The 18,095-nt window shown below is 36.5% G+C and carries 21 protein-coding genes and 1 pseudogene; 3 read left to right on the forward strand and 19 right to left on the reverse strand.

The annotated features are described in order from the left end of the window. Nucleotides 1-45: 45 nt before the first annotated feature. The 5 genes from ACYPXO_RS01400 to ACYPXO_RS01420 form a co-directional block, all read right to left on the reverse strand. Nucleotides 46-279: a complexin-2 gene (locus ACYPXO_RS01400; protein WP_173909238.1), complete on the reverse strand. Its 234-nt coding sequence runs from the start codon at nt 277-279 to the stop codon at nt 46-48. 104 nt (nt 280-383) lie between these two features. After that, nucleotides 384-1,364 (reverse strand): AAA family ATPase, encoded by a 981-nt coding sequence (locus ACYPXO_RS01405; RefSeq protein WP_459638940.1) that lies wholly within the window; start codon nt 1,362-1,364, stop codon nt 384-386. A gap of 102 nt (nt 1,365-1,466) precedes the next feature. Continuing rightward, nucleotides 1,467-1,844 (reverse strand): plasmid mobilization protein, encoded by a 378-nt coding sequence (locus tag ACYPXO_RS01410; RefSeq protein WP_459638941.1) that lies wholly within the window; start codon nt 1,842-1,844, stop codon nt 1,467-1,469. A gap of 2 nt (nt 1,845-1,846) precedes the next feature. Continuing rightward, on the reverse strand, nt 1,847-2,902 hold the full coding sequence (locus ACYPXO_RS01415; RefSeq protein ID WP_459638942.1) for a site-specific integrase: 1,056 nt from the start codon (nt 2,900-2,902) through the stop codon (nt 1,847-1,849). Nucleotides 2,903-2,920: 18 nt separating this feature from the next. Next, complete coding sequence (locus tag ACYPXO_RS01420) at nt 2,921-3,115, reverse strand: ICEBs1 excisionase (protein WP_138271677.1); 195 nt, start codon at nt 3,113-3,115, stop codon at nt 2,921-2,923. Between the two features lie 166 nt (nt 3,116-3,281). On the opposite strand from ACYPXO_RS01420, the gene ACYPXO_RS01425 reads away from it, so the two are divergent. Both ACYPXO_RS01425 and ACYPXO_RS01430 read left to right on the forward strand, forming a co-directional pair. Then, nucleotides 3,282-3,824, forward strand: coding sequence for a helix-turn-helix domain-containing protein (locus ACYPXO_RS01425; RefSeq protein ID WP_117650635.1), 543 nt, complete (start codon nt 3,282-3,284; stop codon nt 3,822-3,824). Nucleotides 3,825-3,967: 143 nt separating this feature from the next. Then, nucleotides 3,968-4,555, forward strand: coding sequence for a helix-turn-helix domain-containing protein (locus ACYPXO_RS01430; protein WP_459638943.1), 588 nt, complete (start codon nt 3,968-3,970; stop codon nt 4,553-4,555). A 387-nt stretch (nt 4,556-4,942) separates the two neighbouring features. Here the strand turns inward: ACYPXO_RS01430 and ACYPXO_RS01435 are convergent, their stop codons facing one another. Beyond that, nucleotides 4,943-5,392 carry a zf-HC2 domain-containing protein gene (locus ACYPXO_RS01435; protein WP_459638944.1) on the reverse strand — a complete coding sequence of 150 codons (450 nt, stop codon included), beginning with the start codon at nt 5,390-5,392 and terminating at the stop codon, nt 4,943-4,945. Next, nucleotides 5,385-5,855, reverse strand: coding sequence for an RNA polymerase sigma factor (locus ACYPXO_RS01440; RefSeq protein ID WP_459638945.1), 471 nt, complete (start codon nt 5,853-5,855; stop codon nt 5,385-5,387). The genes ACYPXO_RS01435 and ACYPXO_RS01440 overlap by 8 nt, the downstream gene beginning before the upstream one ends. 261 nt (nt 5,856-6,116) lie before the next feature. On the opposite strand from ACYPXO_RS01440, the gene ACYPXO_RS01445 reads away from it, so the two are divergent. Then, nucleotides 6,117-6,350, forward strand: coding sequence for a hypothetical protein (locus ACYPXO_RS01445; RefSeq protein ID WP_459638946.1), 234 nt, complete (start codon nt 6,117-6,119; stop codon nt 6,348-6,350). Between the two features lie 170 nt (nt 6,351-6,520). Here ACYPXO_RS01445 and ACYPXO_RS01450 read toward each other — a convergent pair. The 12 genes and pseudogenes from ACYPXO_RS01450 to ACYPXO_RS01505 form a co-directional block, all read right to left on the reverse strand. Continuing rightward, a pseudogene (locus tag ACYPXO_RS01450) lies at nt 6,521-6,817 on the reverse strand (type II toxin-antitoxin system RelE/ParE family toxin). Nucleotides 6,818-7,040: 223 nt separating this feature from the next. Next, the gene (locus ACYPXO_RS01455) at nt 7,041-7,670 is read right to left on the reverse strand and encodes a YczE/YyaS/YitT family protein (RefSeq protein ID WP_055157898.1); all 630 of its coding nucleotides are present in this window, start codon (nt 7,668-7,670) and stop codon (nt 7,041-7,043) included. A gap of 3 nt (nt 7,671-7,673) precedes the next feature. Next, a complete protein-coding gene (locus tag ACYPXO_RS01460) occupies nt 7,674-9,917 on the reverse strand; it encodes an alpha-galactosidase (RefSeq protein WP_156555199.1) in 2,244 nt (747 codons plus the stop codon). Nucleotides 9,918-9,951: 34 nt separating this feature from the next. Then, on the reverse strand, nt 9,952-11,370 hold the full coding sequence (gene melB / locus ACYPXO_RS01465) for a melibiose:sodium transporter MelB (RefSeq protein ID WP_459638947.1): 1,419 nt from the start codon (nt 11,368-11,370) through the stop codon (nt 9,952-9,954). Between the two features lie 177 nt (nt 11,371-11,547). Next, nucleotides 11,548-12,465, reverse strand: a complete 918-nt coding sequence (locus tag ACYPXO_RS01470) for an AraC family transcriptional regulator (protein WP_459638948.1) — start codon at nt 12,463-12,465, stop codon at nt 11,548-11,550. A gap of 713 nt (nt 12,466-13,178) precedes the next feature. After that, nucleotides 13,179-13,982, reverse strand: a complete 804-nt coding sequence (locus ACYPXO_RS01475; protein WP_390428819.1) for an LPO_1073/Vpar_1526 family protein — start codon at nt 13,980-13,982, stop codon at nt 13,179-13,181. Continuing rightward, nucleotides 13,975-14,196 (reverse strand): hypothetical protein, encoded by a 222-nt coding sequence (locus tag ACYPXO_RS01480; protein WP_025581299.1) that lies wholly within the window; start codon nt 14,194-14,196, stop codon nt 13,975-13,977. Before ACYPXO_RS01480 ends, ACYPXO_RS01475 begins: the two co-directional genes overlap by 8 nt. 43 nt (nt 14,197-14,239) lie before the next feature. Continuing rightward, nucleotides 14,240-14,539, reverse strand: a complete 300-nt coding sequence (locus ACYPXO_RS01485) for a type II toxin-antitoxin system RelE/ParE family toxin (protein WP_390428817.1) — start codon at nt 14,537-14,539, stop codon at nt 14,240-14,242. 1 nt (nt 14,540) lies between these two features. Further along, nucleotides 14,541-14,789, reverse strand: coding sequence for a type II toxin-antitoxin system prevent-host-death family antitoxin (locus tag ACYPXO_RS01490; RefSeq protein ID WP_025580702.1), 249 nt, complete (start codon nt 14,787-14,789; stop codon nt 14,541-14,543). Nucleotides 14,790-14,966: 177 nt separating this feature from the next. Further along, the gene (locus ACYPXO_RS01495) at nt 14,967-16,022 is read right to left on the reverse strand and encodes a helix-turn-helix domain-containing protein (RefSeq protein WP_459638949.1); all 1,056 of its coding nucleotides are present in this window, start codon (nt 16,020-16,022) and stop codon (nt 14,967-14,969) included. A gap of 131 nt (nt 16,023-16,153) precedes the next feature. Then, complete coding sequence (locus ACYPXO_RS01500) at nt 16,154-16,528, reverse strand: TnpV protein (protein WP_390428879.1); 375 nt, start codon at nt 16,526-16,528, stop codon at nt 16,154-16,156. Between the two features lie 4 nt (nt 16,529-16,532). Beyond that, complete coding sequence (locus tag ACYPXO_RS01505; RefSeq protein WP_459638950.1) at nt 16,533-17,954, reverse strand: plasmid recombination protein; 1,422 nt, start codon at nt 17,952-17,954, stop codon at nt 16,533-16,535. Nucleotides 17,955-18,095: the final 141 nt, after the last annotated feature.

Below are 18,095 nucleotides of genomic sequence, written 5' to 3' on the forward strand. Positions count from 1 at the left end.
TTGACAGGTGCGTGGCACGCTCCTGTTTTTATCATCAAGGAAGATTTACCAACGGAATTTCTCCGGCACTCCTCGTCTGTCCAGATATTCTTTTCTCGCCTGTTCCCGTTCTTCCTCTGTGGGCGCAGTTTTGTATTTTGAATATAAATCTCTCATTACCAAAGAATCCAACTTTGCTTCTAATCCTTGTTTTATGCTTGGTAAATTTTCTTCCATATCCAGCAAATGGAATTTTACAAGTTCCATAAATAGCTGCTCCGGTATCTGTATTTGTTTCATACGGTTTCCTTTCCAACTCCGCAACAATGCAATGTCTTTAGTTTTTGCAACCTTACATTTACGTCTCTGCAATTTCTATACATTCTGCATTGTTGCGTTCTTATCTACGCTTTCACGATTTCATCAAGATTCCAATACCATGATTCTCCAATCCGTTTTCCTTTAATACCCAACTCTTTTTTCGCATTTTCCAATGTTCGTTTTGAAATTCCCTTTTCTTCGGCAAGATTAACAATATCCTCACTTTTTACCACATTGTTTGTTTCTGCCAGTTCATAAATGAGTTGTTTTGCTCGTTCCTTTTTATTTGCTTTCGGGGTGATTCCTCCCAGCAATTCGTCTGCCGTAATTTCATAATCGCCCAACCAATGAAATCCTTCTTCCGTCAGTTCAAATGCTTTTGAATGTCCGAATGCGGCAAGGTTATTTTTTATTTGCACAACTGCTCTTGTATTTTCCTGTCCCTCTATTCTGCCGACTAAAAGAACGCTTCTTGCGACTGCGAAAAAGTCAATCGAACCCATTCCTCTATATGCCGCCTTGTTTCCGGCAGCCTTATTCATGTGACCGATCAGGATAATCGCACACTTATGCTTCTCTGCTAAAAGTCCTAATTTCTTAGTCATATCTCTTGCTTCATTTGCCCGGTTCATATCCATTCCGCCGCCCAGATAGGCTTGTATCGGGTCTAAAATAAGTAATCTTGCATTGGTTTGAATAATCGCCTGTTCTAATCGTTCGTCCACCATAGAAAGGGATTTTTCGCTTTCGTCAATAACCATAATTTTCTCGCAATCAGCGTCTGCCGCTTCAAGTCTCGGTTTTACTGTATCTGCTAATCCATCCTCGGCTGTCTGATAAATAATATTCATAGGCTCTGATACCTGCATCTCTTCATCCAATCCGATACCCTTTGATAATTTGGCTGCAAGATTCAATACAAGTGTTGTCTTTCCATCTCCCGGATCACCTTGAATAATTGTCAATTTTCCATAAGGGATAAACGGATACCATAACCATTCAATTTCCTGTGACTGAATATCAGCCATATTGATTATTTTCAATTCAATCTTCTGTTCTTCCATAAAGTCCTCCATTCAAAAATTCTGTTGTTTCTCCGGAGAACCTCTGTTATACTGATTTTGTAAATATCTTGATAACAAAGGTTATCCGATTTTTCATAAGTCCTAACAGTTGCCGCTGTCGGGACTTTTTTCTGTTCCCTGCCAAAGATACTTTGCTCCGTCCAACATCCATATAATGGCTTTCAGCATATCCAGACAGTCATTTTTCATCTGCTCCACTCCTTCGTCTGATAACAGGATTTCCTGCTCTTCAAATTGCTTTAGGATTTCTGCAATGTTGTACTGCATAAGTTGTAATTCCTCAACCAGTTGATATATTACTTCCCTTTTCCCGACTACACACACTTTGTTATAGATACAGGAACGAACAAAATAATCTTTTTTCTGCATACCACTCGCTTTGATTTTTGCTTCTATTTCATCCCTTTCTCTTGGGGAAATACGAAAGCTGATTGTTGGGTATTTGTGTACTCCACTCATAGCTACTCCTCTCCATTGGCAATTTCCAACTTCTCTGCCAATTCTGCTTGTTTATTGGGATACAAATGGGAATAGGTATTCAAGGTAGTCTCAATCTTTTCATGTCCCAACCGTTCTGCAATCGCCAATGGCTGAAATCCCATTTCTACTAGCAAAGACGCATGAGAGTGCCTCAAATCATGCAGGCGAATACGCCTAACGCCTGTTTCTTTTATCCCCCGAACCATTTCATGTTCCATAAATGATTTTGTAAATCGGAACATTCTTTCATTCGCCGTTATTCCATACAACATACTACAATATTCTTTTAATTCCTCTACTAAAAATGGTGGAATAGATATTTTCCGATTGCTTTTCGGTGTCTTAGGCGGCGTGATCATATCTTTACCATTCAAACGCTGGTATGACTTGTTAATCGTAATACACCGATTCTCTAAGTCTATATCTTCATAAGTTAAAGCGAGTAATTCTCCGATTCTCATACCGGTCCAATATAAAAGCAAAAACGCCATTCTTGCTTCCGGCTTACTGTCCATAGAGGGTAAAAACTCTTTGAACTCCTGTTTTGTCCAAAAATCCATTTCATCAGCCTTACTCTTTCCGATACTTCCCGCTTTTCTGCAAGGATTATCTCGCAAATCATAATAGCGTACAGCATAATTAAAAAGCGCTGCCAACTGATTGTTAATGCTTTTCAAATAAGTTGGAGCATATCCCTTTTTAATCAACTCATTTTGCCATGCTCTGATATCTGAAGTTTGAATTTCACACATTTTCTTGTGTTTGAAATACGGAGTTACTTTCAAATCAAACACATATCGCTTATTAATAATCGTGCTTTCTCGCAATCGGTTCTCCATATCTGCAAAATAAATTTCTACGAAGTTTTCAAAACTGATATCTAGATTCTTCTGCTGTTGCTGGAGAAAATTTCTTTCCCATTCATCCGCTTCTCCTTTTGTTTTAAAACCTCGTTTGTTCTTTTTTCGGCGTATTCCCTGCCAATCCTTATAATAAAACTGACTGCGCCATAATTTCCCGTCTCTTGTTGCCGGCATATCATCATCCCCTTTCTTCTAAACTACCATTCCATAAAATTTTTCCTGAAAATACTTTCTTGGCACTTTTCCCGAAATCACTCGAAATCCATTTGCTTTCAACTCATCATTCAGTCCTCGAATAACTTTATATGCATACCCTCTAGATACTCCGAGTAATTCAGCAACTTCATCTGCGGTAATATACATTTTCATCGTATTCTCCATATTCATTTCTCCTTTCCTCTTTAATCTTAGTACACTTTTGTGTTCCTTGTAATTCGTATTATATAGTACACATTTGTGTTCGTCAAGTATTTTTCATAAATTTTTATACACAAATGTGTCCCAATGTGCTAAACTATCTCTATACCCACAAAGCACAAAAAGGAGAAACACTATGACTGTCGGAGAAAAAATCAAATATTATCGGAATATACGTGGAATATCACAGGAAATGTTGGGAAATCTTTCCGGCATAAATCCGGCTACTATCAAAAAGTATGAGTATGGTATTCGCAATCCAAAGCCGGATCAATTACTGAAAATCACAAACGCTCTTGGCATCAGCATTAATCTATTCATGGATTTTGATATAGAAACTGTATCTGATGTACTTTCTTTACTGTTTAAATTAGATGAGCAAGTAGATATGAAATTTGAAGCAGAAAGAGATGAAAATGGAGAGTTTATCCCTTCTACTGTGAAATTTTCTTTTCAGAACGCTGCTATCAACAATAAACTTTGCACCTATCTTAAAGCAAAGCAAATAAAAGAAAATCTGGAAAACTCCAAGAATAAATTGAGTGCCGAAGATAATTATGCAGAAACTATCACTGAGATTGAGCAGAACATAGAAGATATAAAAAATCATCTAGTAGATGATAATATGGTTGTCAAAAAAGGAACCAACAGAATTACTGTAAAAGTATTTCCACAATAGATATAACCTCTCATTCTACTATGTAAAAGACCTTTGACTATTGAATTTACTCTATGTAAAAGCATTTTGATAGAATCATTTACTAACATTTAATACGATATGTCTAGGTCGAGAGAAAAAACACGTAAAAAGGAGGACGCGCATTGGAACTGTATAAACAGATAAAAAGATATCGAACAGATATGAATTTATCTCAGGAAGAACTTGCAGAAAAAATATATGTCACAAGACAAACTATTTCTAATTGGGAAAATGATAAAAGTTATCCAGATATTCATAGCCTGCTACTGTTAAGTTCAACATTTCACATCTCTCTTGATCAACTAATCAAAGGAGATATTACTACTATGAAAGAAGAAATTAGCAAAGAAGCTATACAGAAATTTAATCGTGATGGAGCTATTTTTACAGTACTTTTAATATTAACTGTCATTGCAGCTGTGCCATTGGCAGTATTTTTAGGATATTGTGGATATATCGTTTGGGGAATTCTTTTCTTAATTATGATATATTACGCTTTAAGAGTAGAAAAGTTCAAAAAAGAAAATGATATTATGACGTACAAAGAAATTGTGGCATTCACCGAAGGAAAGCAATTAGATGAAATTGAAAAAGCACAAGAAAAAGGAAAACGTCCTTATCAGCAACTGCTTTCAGCTTTACTAAGTGCCACAATCGGATTTATTATATCTATTTTTTTTGTTTGGTTGCTCAAATCCTATATTTTTTAATCCGTCGACGTTTTTACCTATCAAAATTTCTTAAATAGAGCCAAAATAGAGCCAACAGACATAACAAAACCTCGGAAACCCTTGTAAAATGGGCATCCGAGGTTTTTTGTCCGTTATTCGAACTCGCAAAGTTCTATTTGCTTTGTAGTGCTTTCCCGTTGTTTTAGTTTTTTAACAGTTCATTTATGAAATGTTTCGTGTATATTTGCTATGTTTTCATCAGATTGTATTGTCATTTTATTGTCAGCAATATGCTATACATTAAAATCAATTAATAATCTTAAATACTATAATATTCATAAAGCACTTCAATTTCCCTACAAACCGGAGTTCTTCGACTCTTAATGTATTCATTACACAAGCTATACACTAATTTTTAACTCTCTATTACTGTTTTTTAATTATTTTCTTAATAAGTAGTATTACTAAAAAATAGATTACACATACTACAATTCCTGCAACACCACTCCATGAAGCTAATACATACCAAAGACTTTTCACCCTCTCTATTTGATAGATAGCTATCTCTCCCCGCTCGAGAACGGTAAGTCCTAATATAGCAATTGGAATGCACGCACCCAAAATAAATGCTATAACTGCGCCCAACCCCATCAGCATTTTTTGATAAAATCTCACCTTTTTCAATGGATTACTTTTTAATTCAATATTAGTGCTTTGAATATCTATTTGCATTTTCATTGCCATCACTTTCTTTCGACAATCTTCACACTCACTTAAATGTTTATCAATATCTTTTTTCGTTTGCTCTGATAATATATCATCTTGATATAAAGGTAATAAATCAGAAATAATGTAACATGGAAGTTCTTTATTCATCTTTTAAAATCTCCTTTACAATTTTTTGTTTTCCTCTAAAAAAAGTTACTCTTGTCCAATTTTCTGTTTTTCCAATTATCTCTCCAATTTCAGAGAAAGATAAGTTGCTAATTAGCCTTAAATACATTACTTCACGAACCGGCTCATTCATCTCATGTATCAACTGTAAGATTTCTTTTTGTTCCCATCGAACATCCACTTCTTGTTTATCCATTGTTTCTAAGATGTGATCATCTATTGATAGACACTCTTGCCGTTTTCGTAAATCTTTCAGCCAAACATTTTTAGCAATGCCACATAACCAAGTCAATATGGAACTATTTCCTTTAAACTGCTCAATGCATTGAACAGCTTGAAAGAAAGTTTCTTGAGTAAGTTCCTCTGCAATATCCTCATTACTTGTCTTGCTCAATAAAAACAAGAATACTTTTCTTGAATACATTTCATATATTTCTTCAAGCACTTGTGTTCACAACCTCCTTTCTACTCGTTAGTACCAAATTAGAGTATTTCGTTACAAAATAACAGAAAAACATTCTAAAAAATTGAAGGCAAAACCAACTTCTGATTTAAGTCCCTCAAGAAAATTTTGTAAGAATAACTTCTAGTAAAAAATAACAGCAAGAAACCTGTCTCTTATTTCTTACTGTTATCACATTTCTAACATTATCTCATTTATAAAATTCAAATTTGTTGCTTACATTATACTTCACCAACAAAAGGAATGGAAGGTTTTTTGTACCAGAGTTTTCTGCTTAAACCTTGTAAAGTATATTTCCACAAAATTCATTTTACCTTTTCTTATATCACATTACTTACAGAGCATTCACCTAAAGGACATGATTCTTTAAATATGCTGGATCATATTGGAACATGGGCTGATATGTACCAGAAATTCAGAAATGAAGAGATTACAGAAAAAGAATATTTAGACTGGAAGAGCCAAGAAAGCCCGTAAAATAGGCATTTCTTGGCTCTAATATATTATTCAAACTCGCAAATAAAATCTCGTCACTATACTTTTTAGTATTGGTATTATGGTTCTATTTGGTTTTATATGTGTTCTACTATCCTACATCCATAGACCGTACTGAACGGTGTTATCAATTTGTTATCACATCTCTGTTATCAATCAAAGATTCTCGTGATATCCTGATATCGGTTAACTACACGATAAATCTCTACATATTCGTTACCGACCTTATAGATAATCACATACTCTTCCCATATCGCATATTTATAATCTGTCCGAAAGCTGACCCGTTTGGAGAGATCCGCCTCCATTCCAGGAAACATCTGAAGATTTTCAAATTAATCATAAATCTCTTTTATCGTCTTCGTAGCATATTCCTCGTTGTCTTCGGCAATGTAATCCCGAATATTCTTCAGATTCCACCTCACGATGGACAACCCCCTACTATTCAGCTATATACTTCCTTGTTACCTGGGCGTATTCGGGACTTTCACCCGTTAGAGCGCGCCCATGGGCGCGCAAACCACAAAAAGCTGTAAAATTCAACGTGAACTTTTACAGCTTTATTCAAACTATGCTTTTTTTACCTAAAAGAAGCTACCCACTACGTAAAAGAAACGCAAGACCCTTATCCGTTCTGGATATGAGCCTTGCGAGAATTGTAATCCGTAGATTTTACAGGTAAAATCTCTCCAGTTTTGTTTTAAAAAATTGAATTAATGGACCGTTGAAGCAGGCATTTATAATTGTACCAATCCCTACTACCGACCAGATACCCGCCCCAGATGCAGTGGCAAATATGATTCCGATAATCACAACAACAACATCCGAAAGAATCCTTGCTTTATGGAATGGGATTTTTTGATGTGTCAGTTTTTCGATTATAATTGCGACGCTGTCATATGGAGCGATTCCCATATCTGCGACCATATATAGTGCCACTCCCATAGATGCCATCAGCTGAGCAAGCAGCAGTGCAAGGATACGCAGTGGCAGATTCATCTGAATCTGCACCACATCATTCGCTACATAACAAATAAAATCTGCAATATATCCGACAAATACCATATTGATAATGGTCCCCAAACCAATACAGGATCTTGCCTGAAAGAATACAACTACAAGAATGATTGCATTGACAAGCAGTTGCCACGTTCCAAAGCTCCATCCGATAAATCCGCTGATTCCAAGATTCATTGCACTGAATGGATCCACGCCAAATTGTGAAAGTCGTAAGAAAGATACACATAATCCAATAAACAATATTCCCAGTACCATTCCGCTGATTCTTTTTGTCTTCGTCATGCTCTATCTTCCCTCCTGAACTTTTTTGCCTTTCAGCATATATATTCTAGATTCAAAATCGGTACAAGGAGTCACATTCCCAGGCACTTCACCAGCTGTCACATCAGAGGTGATCAACCCATAATTCATCAATTCATCTCCGTAATTTTCTGTATGATTCCATACATTTTCATAAACCATATCTGGGTTTAATCCCTGTAATCTGACACGGCTATACGGCTGATTTACTCCATTTAAAACACGATAGTAACCTACGATTGCAAGCGTGCGGTCTTCATTTGTCACCATCCATACTGTCTCATTTCCTTCGAATGGACTTTTCAGACGATAAAATGTTCCAAACTGGAACACTTCTCTATATTCTTTCATAAATGCGATCTGTTCTTTTACTTCTTTGATCTCTTCTTCTGTCAATTTGTTAAGATCCAGTTCGTATCCAAAAGTTCCAAAGTATGCTACGTTCGCTCTTGTATGTAGTGGAGTATTGCGGAATACCTGGTGATTCGGAACAACAGACACATGGCTTCCCATACTGCTAAGCGGGTAACACATAGAAGTTCCATACTGAATCTTCAGACGCTCGACCGCATCCGAATCATCGCTTGTCCATCCCTGCGGTGCATAGTACAGCATTCCCGGGTCAAATCTTCCACCACCGCTGGAACAGGATTCGAATAATACTTCCGGAAACTCATTTGTCAAGCGCTCATACAGATCATACACACCTAAAATATAACGATGGAACACTTCTCCTTGTCTGTCTGCAGGAAGCTTGCTGCTGTAGCATTCGGTAATGCTTCGGTTCATATCCCATTTAATATATGAGATTTTTGACTCCGACAATAACTTTGCCATCATTCCGTAAATATGGTCTACTACTTCTTTTCTTGAGAAATCAAGTACATATTGATATCTGCCGTGTGATGTATTTCTTCCCGGCGTCTGTAAGATCCAGTCTGGATGTGCACGATAAAGATCAGAGTCTTTATTTACCATCTCTGGTTCAAACCAAAGACCAAATTTTAATCCAAGTGCTTCAATTCTTTCTGACAGGCCTTTGATGCCATTTGGCAGAAGCTCTTCATTTGCCACCCAGTCACCAAGACCGGCTCTGTCATTTCTTCTTGCGCCAAACCATCCGTCATCTAAGACAAACAGTTCTACTCCACATTCTTTTGCTTTCCCGGCAATCTCTACAAGACGATCTTCTGTAAAGTCAAAATACGTTGCTTCCCAGTTGTTATTTAAGATTGGTCTTGCTTTATCGCGCCAGTACCCTCTTGCAAGTCTCTTTGCATACAACTTCTGGAATGTCTGGCTCATGCCATTTAATCCATTTTCACTGTAAACCAGAACGGCTTCCGGTGTCTGAAAACTTTCTCCCGGTTCTAATTTCCAATCGAATCCTTCCGGATTGATCCCGGCTGTAATTCGTGTCACATCGTGTGTATCTACTTCTGCCTGCATACGGAAATTTCCACTGTATACAAGACTTACTCCGATTGCTTCTCCTGCATTTTCATCTGTGTTGTGACGTTTTAAAGCAAGGAACGGATTGTGTTCGTGAGAAGAATTACCACGCATACTGTCAATAGCTGTTATGCCCTGCTCCAATGTTCGATTTTTTATATAGCGCTCTCTGGACCATGCACCGGACAACTGCATCCATTCATAATCCTTATCCGGAAGATCCAGGCTTAAACTCATCATATTTAACACATGTAGATTTTTCTCACCTGCATTTTCAATATACGCACTTCTTGCAATTGCACTGTATTCATCAAAAATGGTATATAATAGTGCCAGTTTCGCACCGGTCAGAGCGTCTTTCAGGAAAATGCGCAATGTCTGCGCTTCCCCCTCGGACTCTGTATAAGTTGCCGGCAATCCGGAGAGTTTTGATTTTCCATCAATAATCTCATAACTGTCATATTGGAACTCACTGATCCTGCTGCCGTTTTCCTGCAACAATTCAATTGCCGGATGTCTGTAATCTGTCGTACCGTAAACCGGATATTCCTGTCGGATATGTTCCAATGAAAAAGTACGATCCCACTCATATATATACGATGTCATTGGGCGTTCACATTTCTCAACCAGATAAGAAAAATCTGCTTTATCATGAAGTCGTTTTCCAAAATATAATTGTCCCAGATGTCCATTTTCTAATACACATAAGATATAGCTAATTTTTCCATTGTATAAATGAAAAGTTTTTGTTTCTTCGTGAAAAATAATCTGTCTCATATACTACCCCCTTTTACAATTGAATTGTTGTCTCTTAAGCTGTCTGTTTTTTCACATGCATTTCATTTACTTTTCTTGTGATTTCTTCCATCTTTTCACCTTTTAAAGTGTAGTATTTTTTGTAAATACCTAAGCTTGCAAATGCAAGAATGATTGGAATTACAAGCATTAACACGCGAATACCCATAACGGTCGCTGCACTCTGCGCTGCTGCTTTTGCATTGTATCCTACAATCTGAAGCCCAATTCCTGTTAATCCACCTGCTGCTGCCATAGCTGCCTTCATAAGGAATGTCTGTGCTGAGCATGTTACGCTTTCATTTCGTACACCAAATTTCACTTCTCCATAGTCGATAACATCTGCCATGCAGCATGTTGTTACTCCAAGTGAAAGACCTGATCCGAAGAAAAGCAGTGCACAGCATACAACAACTAACGCTTTACTCTGTGGTGCTACATATCCTGCTACACCGAGCAGTGCGAATCCAACAATTGGAAGTCCACATGCAAATGCGTATACTTTTTCACGGCTGATTTTTGCTGCGATTTTCGGGAAACATAAAAGTCCTACCATCTCGGCAATGATCGCAAATCCAAAGATAGAATACAGATATTCATCGTGGCATACACATTTGAAATAGTATACAGCAAAGCTTTTTGCGATCTGTGTACAAAGGTTAAATGTCAAAAGCAATCCGATGAATGCAAGCAGCTGATCATTTTTTACAATTACATGAAACGCCTGTTTCAGACTTGTCTTTTCTGCTGATACACCTACTGTTGATTCCTCTTTTACATTGAATACAGTAATACCGATTGTAACAATGAAAATAACTGCGATAATAATTGCGAAAATTGTATATCCATTTTCTGCATAGAGATTACTCTCGCCTGCAGCTTTGTTCAGATAATTGATAATGTAAAGTCCAAATGTTGCTACTGAAAATCCTGCAAGACTTGCAAAAAATCTTGGAATTATAGATACTTTCTCACGTTCGTGCGGGTCATTTGTCAAGTTCGGAAGCCATGACCAGTAAGGGACATCCATGATCGTATAAGTCATTCCATATAAGATGTACATAACAGATACATATACGTACAATGCTGTTCCTGACAGGTTAAAGCTGTGGAATAACAAAACAAATACAACTGAGTTTACTAATGTTCCGATTACAATCCAGATTCTGAATTTACCAAAACGTGTATGTGTATTGTCAACGATCATTCCCATCATCGGGTCATTGATCGCATCCCATATTCTTGCTACAAAAAACAGTACGCCGACAAATGCCGGTGCCAGATACAAAGTATCTGTAAAATAAACCATTAAAAATGCTCCTACTAAATTACAAATCGCATCTTTACCGATCGCCCCAATTCCAAAGCACAATTTTTCTCTTGTAGACGCATATTTATATTGCGGATTTTTCTGAGTTTCTTTTTGATTTCCCATGAGTCTCCTCCTCTAATACTCCTTTGATTATTTGTTATCTGAGCGAAGAAACTTGTGCACTTGTTCCTTATGTTCGTTGATACAAGTATAGCGTAGAAAAAAAGACATCCGTTATACCTTTTTGTTAAGAGTTATATCCTAAATGTTAGGTATCGGATGCCTTTTTCAACATTTCGTCTATTCTTTTTCGATGTCTCTTACATAAATTGTTTTATGTTTCTTGTATTCTTTCAGTTCATTTTGTGCACTGATCAACCGTTCTCGGGCAGCCTTTCTGTTATCATTTCGATATTTGGTCGGCGTCATTCCCATTTTCTGTTTAAATACTTTTCCGAAAGCAAGTGAATTGCGATAACCACAGGAAACTGCGATTTCCTCCACAGACAGATCTGTAAGTGTGAGCTGCTCCTTTCCTCTGGAAATTCGAAATTCCGTCAAAAAATCCTTCGGCGAGATTCCAAGACTGTTCTTAAATATTGTATATAAATAACTTCGATTAAGTGCAAGATGATTTGCTATATCTTCTACTGTGATTTTCTGTGAATAGTAATTCTTTATATAAGCAATTGCTTCCTGTACATGTATACTTTCTTTCGTATCATCCGCATATTGCTGAATTTCAATCCCGCGAGCCAGCACGGAGAAAAACTGATACAATTTTCCTTGAAGATAGTATATATTTTCCGCAGTTGAGTACGTATGCCGAAGCATTTCAAATACAATTTCTTTCAGCTCTTTTCCATATTCACATTCGCACGTAAGCTGACGACTGTTCAGTCCAAGATCTCTGACAAATCTCTGTGCTTCCGTACCACCAAATCCTACCCAAAGGTAAGACCATGGATCCTTTTTATCTGCCTGATAAAAGGTCAGACTCTCCGGTTCGATCAGAAAGGCCTGCCCTTCTTTCAGCTGATACTTCGTTTCGCCGACCTGATAGATTCCTTTGCCCTTCATTACATAATGCAAAATATAATTGGGTCTTGCGGCCGGTCCGTAGCTATGTAATGGTTCACATTCTGCAAATCCACAGAAACATAAATAAAAATCTTTAAACTTTGGTTTTAACAGTTGTAATACGTAAGAATCTTCCATAATATGTATCCTCCTGTTCTCACTATAATTATAGCATTACTGGTTCATGTTTACAATTGAGCCCTTGTTTAATTATCAACTTCCCTTCTGCATTTGTTCCATCCGTCTCTTTTCTTCTAGAGCTTTCTCGTTTTGAATATTTATCTCTTCATATACTCTGTACTGGCAGATGCAAAATCGGACATCCTTTTCCGAAATTTATCAAATTTTCTTGTTTTTTAATTCTCCATCAGTGTGGTTACTGTGTCATGGAGTTTAACTCATCGAAAATAAAGAACCTTTCTTTGGTATCTTTTTTCTAAATGCAGGCAACAAAAAAACAGTCTGCCTTGACGAAAATCACTTCAATCAAAACAAACTGTTCTTCATATTTACTCTAATTTTATTTTATGAGAATAACTGATTTCACGGAATTTGCAGGTGAATCTGGAATATAAACAAGAGAAAAAAATATTTTTTAAACTCCATTTGCACTCCATTTGGTCTTTTCGACACCCCGCAAAGTCTTTATTTATGGGCTTTTCCGCAATTTTTCAAGCTACTCAAACTCGCAAATAAAATCTTATCACTATACATTTTTGTATAGAGATTATGGTTCTATCTGGTTTTATATGTGTTCCACTGTCCAAAGTCCACAGGCCGTACTGAACGGTGTTATCATTTTGTTATCAAAAATATGTTATCATTTTCTAAGACAATTCCTCGATATTTTTTCAAATAGATTTTATCCATATTTTGAATTCTAAATTTAAATTTGTTTTATTGCGTATATTTATAATTGCAATTATAATTCCCACTGGTGTTAAACTATAATCCCCAGGAATACTATTCATTGCTAATGGTAAAATTTCTTTAACCTTATCTATATCCAGATTATATTGTTCAGAATACACCTCAGCTGCACTTCCTAAAGAAATAGTTAATAATCTAAGCATATGCAAAAAAGGGATACTGCTCTCTATTCCATTTGTAACTGGCATTTTTGCGCAAATGTATTCACAATGCTCTTTAAGTGATTCAATAGAATTAATACCATTCATCTTTGTTTGTTTACATAAAAATATTAGTGAAAGATAATTTAAATGAACTTCCGATAGTGATTTTACAATTTCTACAGCTTCATCTAAAAGGATTTTCATATAGTAGTCATTATCATAATTTATTCTGTTAACAATAAGATTGCTTAACAAATCACGTAATATTTGAGTTCCGAATCGTGCATACTCCTGATGCGACTTATTTAAAATATATTGAATGTCCGGATCTGAAAATTCAGAGAAATTTGTTTTTCCTTGTTTTTCTAGTTTGTCTACTATATCTTTACATAATTCCTCTGCTCGCTCTTTAGCAATCTTTTTTGCTTCCTCTTGCAGTCTGGGGAAATTATCCATAAACAGTTTTATAGCTAAATTGCTCGCTTCTTCCGCTGTCATACCATAATAATTATTTTGTTCCCCTATCTGTGTTGTATCAGATCCCAGTGCTGCTTTTTGTATTATTTTTGTTTCATCACTCACCGCTTTTCTCCTTCGTATAATAGTTATTTTGAATTCCTATTTGAGTACTTTTTGTACCATAATTAACTTGCTCTATCCTTGTCTGCTTTTTTTCTTGCTTTTTCTTACAAAATACTTTTCTTATTGCTGCAAATATCAATGTTACAATAGTTACTCCAATACCGCTAAAAAACCATTCCTTGTTTTCATTAACCCAAATTATTACTTTATCCATAATTATGCTTCCTCATGCACCGGCTTTTTAAGTATTATAAATCTTACTCAAAAATCCTTGTAATATCCTGATATCTATTAATCATACGATAAATCTCTACATATTCTTTTCCTATCTTGTAGATAATCACATAATCTTCCCATATCGCATATTTATAGTCCGTCCGAAAGCTGACTCGTTTTGAAAGATCTGACCCCATTCCAGGAAACATCTGAAGGTTTTCAAATTTACCGTAAATTTCCTTTATGGTCTTTGCTGCATATTCTTCGTTATCTTCAGCAATATAATCTCGGATGTTTTTCAAATCCTTTGCAACAATCGGATTGATCCGCAATTTTAACATCTTATTCCCCCACAAGTGCTTTCAATTCGTCCAGATTCAACCAACCTTCGCCATCTTTCACTGCTTCTTCAGCTTCCTGCAGCTTCAGGAGAAGCTTTTTCTCTGCACGATCGCGCTCATAGTCTTCAATATCCATAACTACAAAACGTCCTCTGCCATTCTTTGTCAGATATACTGGTTCTCCTTTATGACAGTTCTTCAGAACTTCATTATAATTTCTCAAATCAGACACTGGTAAAATATTTGCCATATTTTTTCAGCTCCTTTCCTTGATAAAGCGGACATTCGCATTCGCTTCTCGCTCATGAGCACAACCTACTATGCAGTCCATATCCATATTGTTTCTGTTACTTTTATTATACACAAAAAGCTGTAAAATTCAACGTAGATTTTTACAGCTTTTCTATCTCTATATATTTTTTACAACCTATTTTAAATGTTCCTCAAAAATTGATTCGAGTTCCTTATTCCCTCTCAAGAATTCATACTCTTTCTTATTTTCAATTTCCGAATACAATTCACGAACAAAATTTTTTCCAATTCCCGAAAAGGCTTTTCCCTGTGCAGTATCTTCATACCTGTAATACAAAGGGGATTGTGTCATATTCCAAGGCTTCTGTGATTCGCTTAATAATTGCTTAATTAATTGAATACATTTTTCTACGTTTTTTCGATATCCAGCAATCAGCAGATATGGCACTGTGTTGCCGTAATTCCATAGTCCAAACAGTGATATCATTTGATCTGTAATCTCAGCAATTTTCTCTGCTTTATCATGATTTCCTGTCTCTTCTTCCATTTCTATTAACTTATACAAGTAGCTTTGGACATTGATAACTGCCTGTAGCAATTTTCCCTCCAAGAATAACGCAGCAGTATCTGTTCCTTCCTGATGCGCTAGTACACTTGTTTTCATAATCGTTGCATCAATTACAGTATCAGGAATTTTTTTCAAAAGGACATTTGCTTCTTCATATTTCTCCATTTGGACATATTTCGTTGCAAGTATAAAAACACTTGAATTTCTCACTCTTTCATCCTGACTATCTGCTGTTCGTTCCAGCCACTCAATGATAGTTGTATTATATTCCATTCGTTCTTCATCATTAAGATCTGACAAAGTCAAAGATGCGTTCAGAACAGTTGCGATCTTATAAATTAATAAGTCGCAATGAGGATACTCCTGTATTTTACGAGATGCCATCTCGAAAGCCTTTGTAAAGCTGTCCAATGAAACTTCCGAAAGTTCATTCACAAATAGTCCAATCTCTTTTTCAGTCAATTCTTCACGAAACGAAAACAATTCATTCATATCAATTTTCAATAATCGTGCCAAAGCTGGAAGTAATGAGATATCCGGATATGTATTTCCCTTTTCCCATTTATTTACCGCAGGAGTTGACACTCCCAGATAATTTGCCACCTGTTCTTGTGTTAATCCCACAGTTTTTCTATAGTTTTTTATCTGTTCACCAATACGCATTGTTCTCACCTCCTGTTCTCGCTATAATTATATCGTTACTAGTTCATGTTTACAATTGAGCCTTTGTTTAATTATCATTCTGTTTTTTTAACTTCTAATTAATTTTTATCCCATGTCTCTACCATCTATTCTTACACATAAATTATTTCTCTCATCACAATTTCTTCCGCGCCGGCTTTGACATTATTCATCAATCTAACCCACCTCATCTGATCCTGCCTCTTTAAGTTTTCATTTACACCCTGTTTTTCTACCATCTGTTTCATTAACACTTCTACCTGCTCTGTTGCTTCCTGGTCAATCTGATTCAGATGTGCTGTCAGCTTGCCAGATAATAACAAGTTTTGATACCGTATTGGTCTATGTTCTTTCAAAAACTGTTTCCGTAACATTCCATATTTTCCATATGTCGGTTCTTCTTCATTCAATACCAGATCCGGCAAATAATAATCTCCACACAGGGTATAGCTTAATCCATTCTTTTCATCATAAATGTGTTTTTCCATGATTTTATCTCTCCATTTCTCTATTTTTTGATTTATTTTTCTTACGCTGCTGATTCTCCATCTCACTCTTTTTTATTCCCCAGGCTAATCTTTCATGAATACTTCCCTTCGGCATTTGTTCCATCCGCTGCTTTTCTTCCAGAGCTTTCTCATTGCGAATATCCTGCTCTACTGCCGCATCTACCGTCTCTATTCCCAGAACACGCACAACACGATCATACCTATCAGAAACGCCTTGCATTATATTCTTTTCTTCTGATAATTTATGATTTTCTTTACGCATATCATCCAACTCCTTCTGAATACCGTTATATTTTTGTTTCAGCTTTTGATATTTGCTCTTCCAATTTTCCACCTCTTTTGTAAGTTCTTTAACCTGTGCAACCATTGCCCCAACCTTATTTTTTATCTGAAGAAACAGCGGTTTGATTTTTTTGTCCCGGTAGGTCGCTGCCCGTTCCAACGTGCCAGCTTCCGGTAACAACATTTTAACTGTTCCATATTCTTTTATTTCCTTACTCACATTATCCATAATCGGCTGTAACTGTTCCCTGCGTTCTTCCAGGCTTTTTAATTGTTTTTCTGCTGTTTCTGCACGCTTTTCTGCTGCTTTTTTATCTCTAAGCGCCTGTTCTTTACTTTCCTTCAAAAGCTGTACGTCTTCTCTGGATTCTGCAATTTGTAAGGCCAATCCTTCGTTCTCTGCTGTCAGATATTCTTTTTCCTGTTCCAGTGCCTGTACTTCCTTTTTCCGTTCTTTCTTTTTGAAATTGTAAACGTCCAAATGTTCCTCATGAGTACCTTTCTGTTCCCATTCAATTCCATACTGCTTTGCAATCTCAGCCAGAACTTCTTTTTCATGATTTATCCACTGATTCATCTCCGTATCGTGCTTATTTCCACCTTGAAATCCCAGACTTTTTAATGCTTGTTTCAGTGAAACCCTGGTGTCCATTCCTTTTCCTTTCCAACCAGTTACATAAGGAATGAAATCGATATGCAGATGTGGAGTAGCTTCATCCTGATGCAGATAGCAACTAAATACCCGAAGTGTCGGATTTCGTTTCTGGAAATCTTTCACATACTCATTCAGTACCGTTACAGCCAGCTCCCCCTCTTCTGTTCCAACAGCCGTATCTTCTCGGTTTCCAATCTGGAAAATCACTTCATGGAACAGCTTTTCCTGTTTCCCCTGGCGAATCTTTTCATAATAATTTGTAATCTGCCGATCTTTTCTTTTCCCGACATTATACCGTTCTACTGCTTCATCAAACAGCTCTTTATAGACTTCTTTCAGATTCTCATTCTGGTAACAAATATTTAATTGTACTCTGTCTGGATCAACATTTTCTGCTATAAAATCTCGTCTGTTATGAGCCAGAGAACCTGTCCCGATCATACCGCTGATTGTTCGTTTCATCGTCATCTTCCTCACCTCACTTTCTAAAACCAGTGCCAGATATGGCACATAAATTTGTATATTTGCCAGCAATGGCATAAAAAGAAATCTTCGCCGGATACGGCGGTTTTGTTATTTTTGTCAAAAGTAACGCAAAAGCACTTTCGA

The organism is Faecalimonas canis (assembly GCF_054601575.1).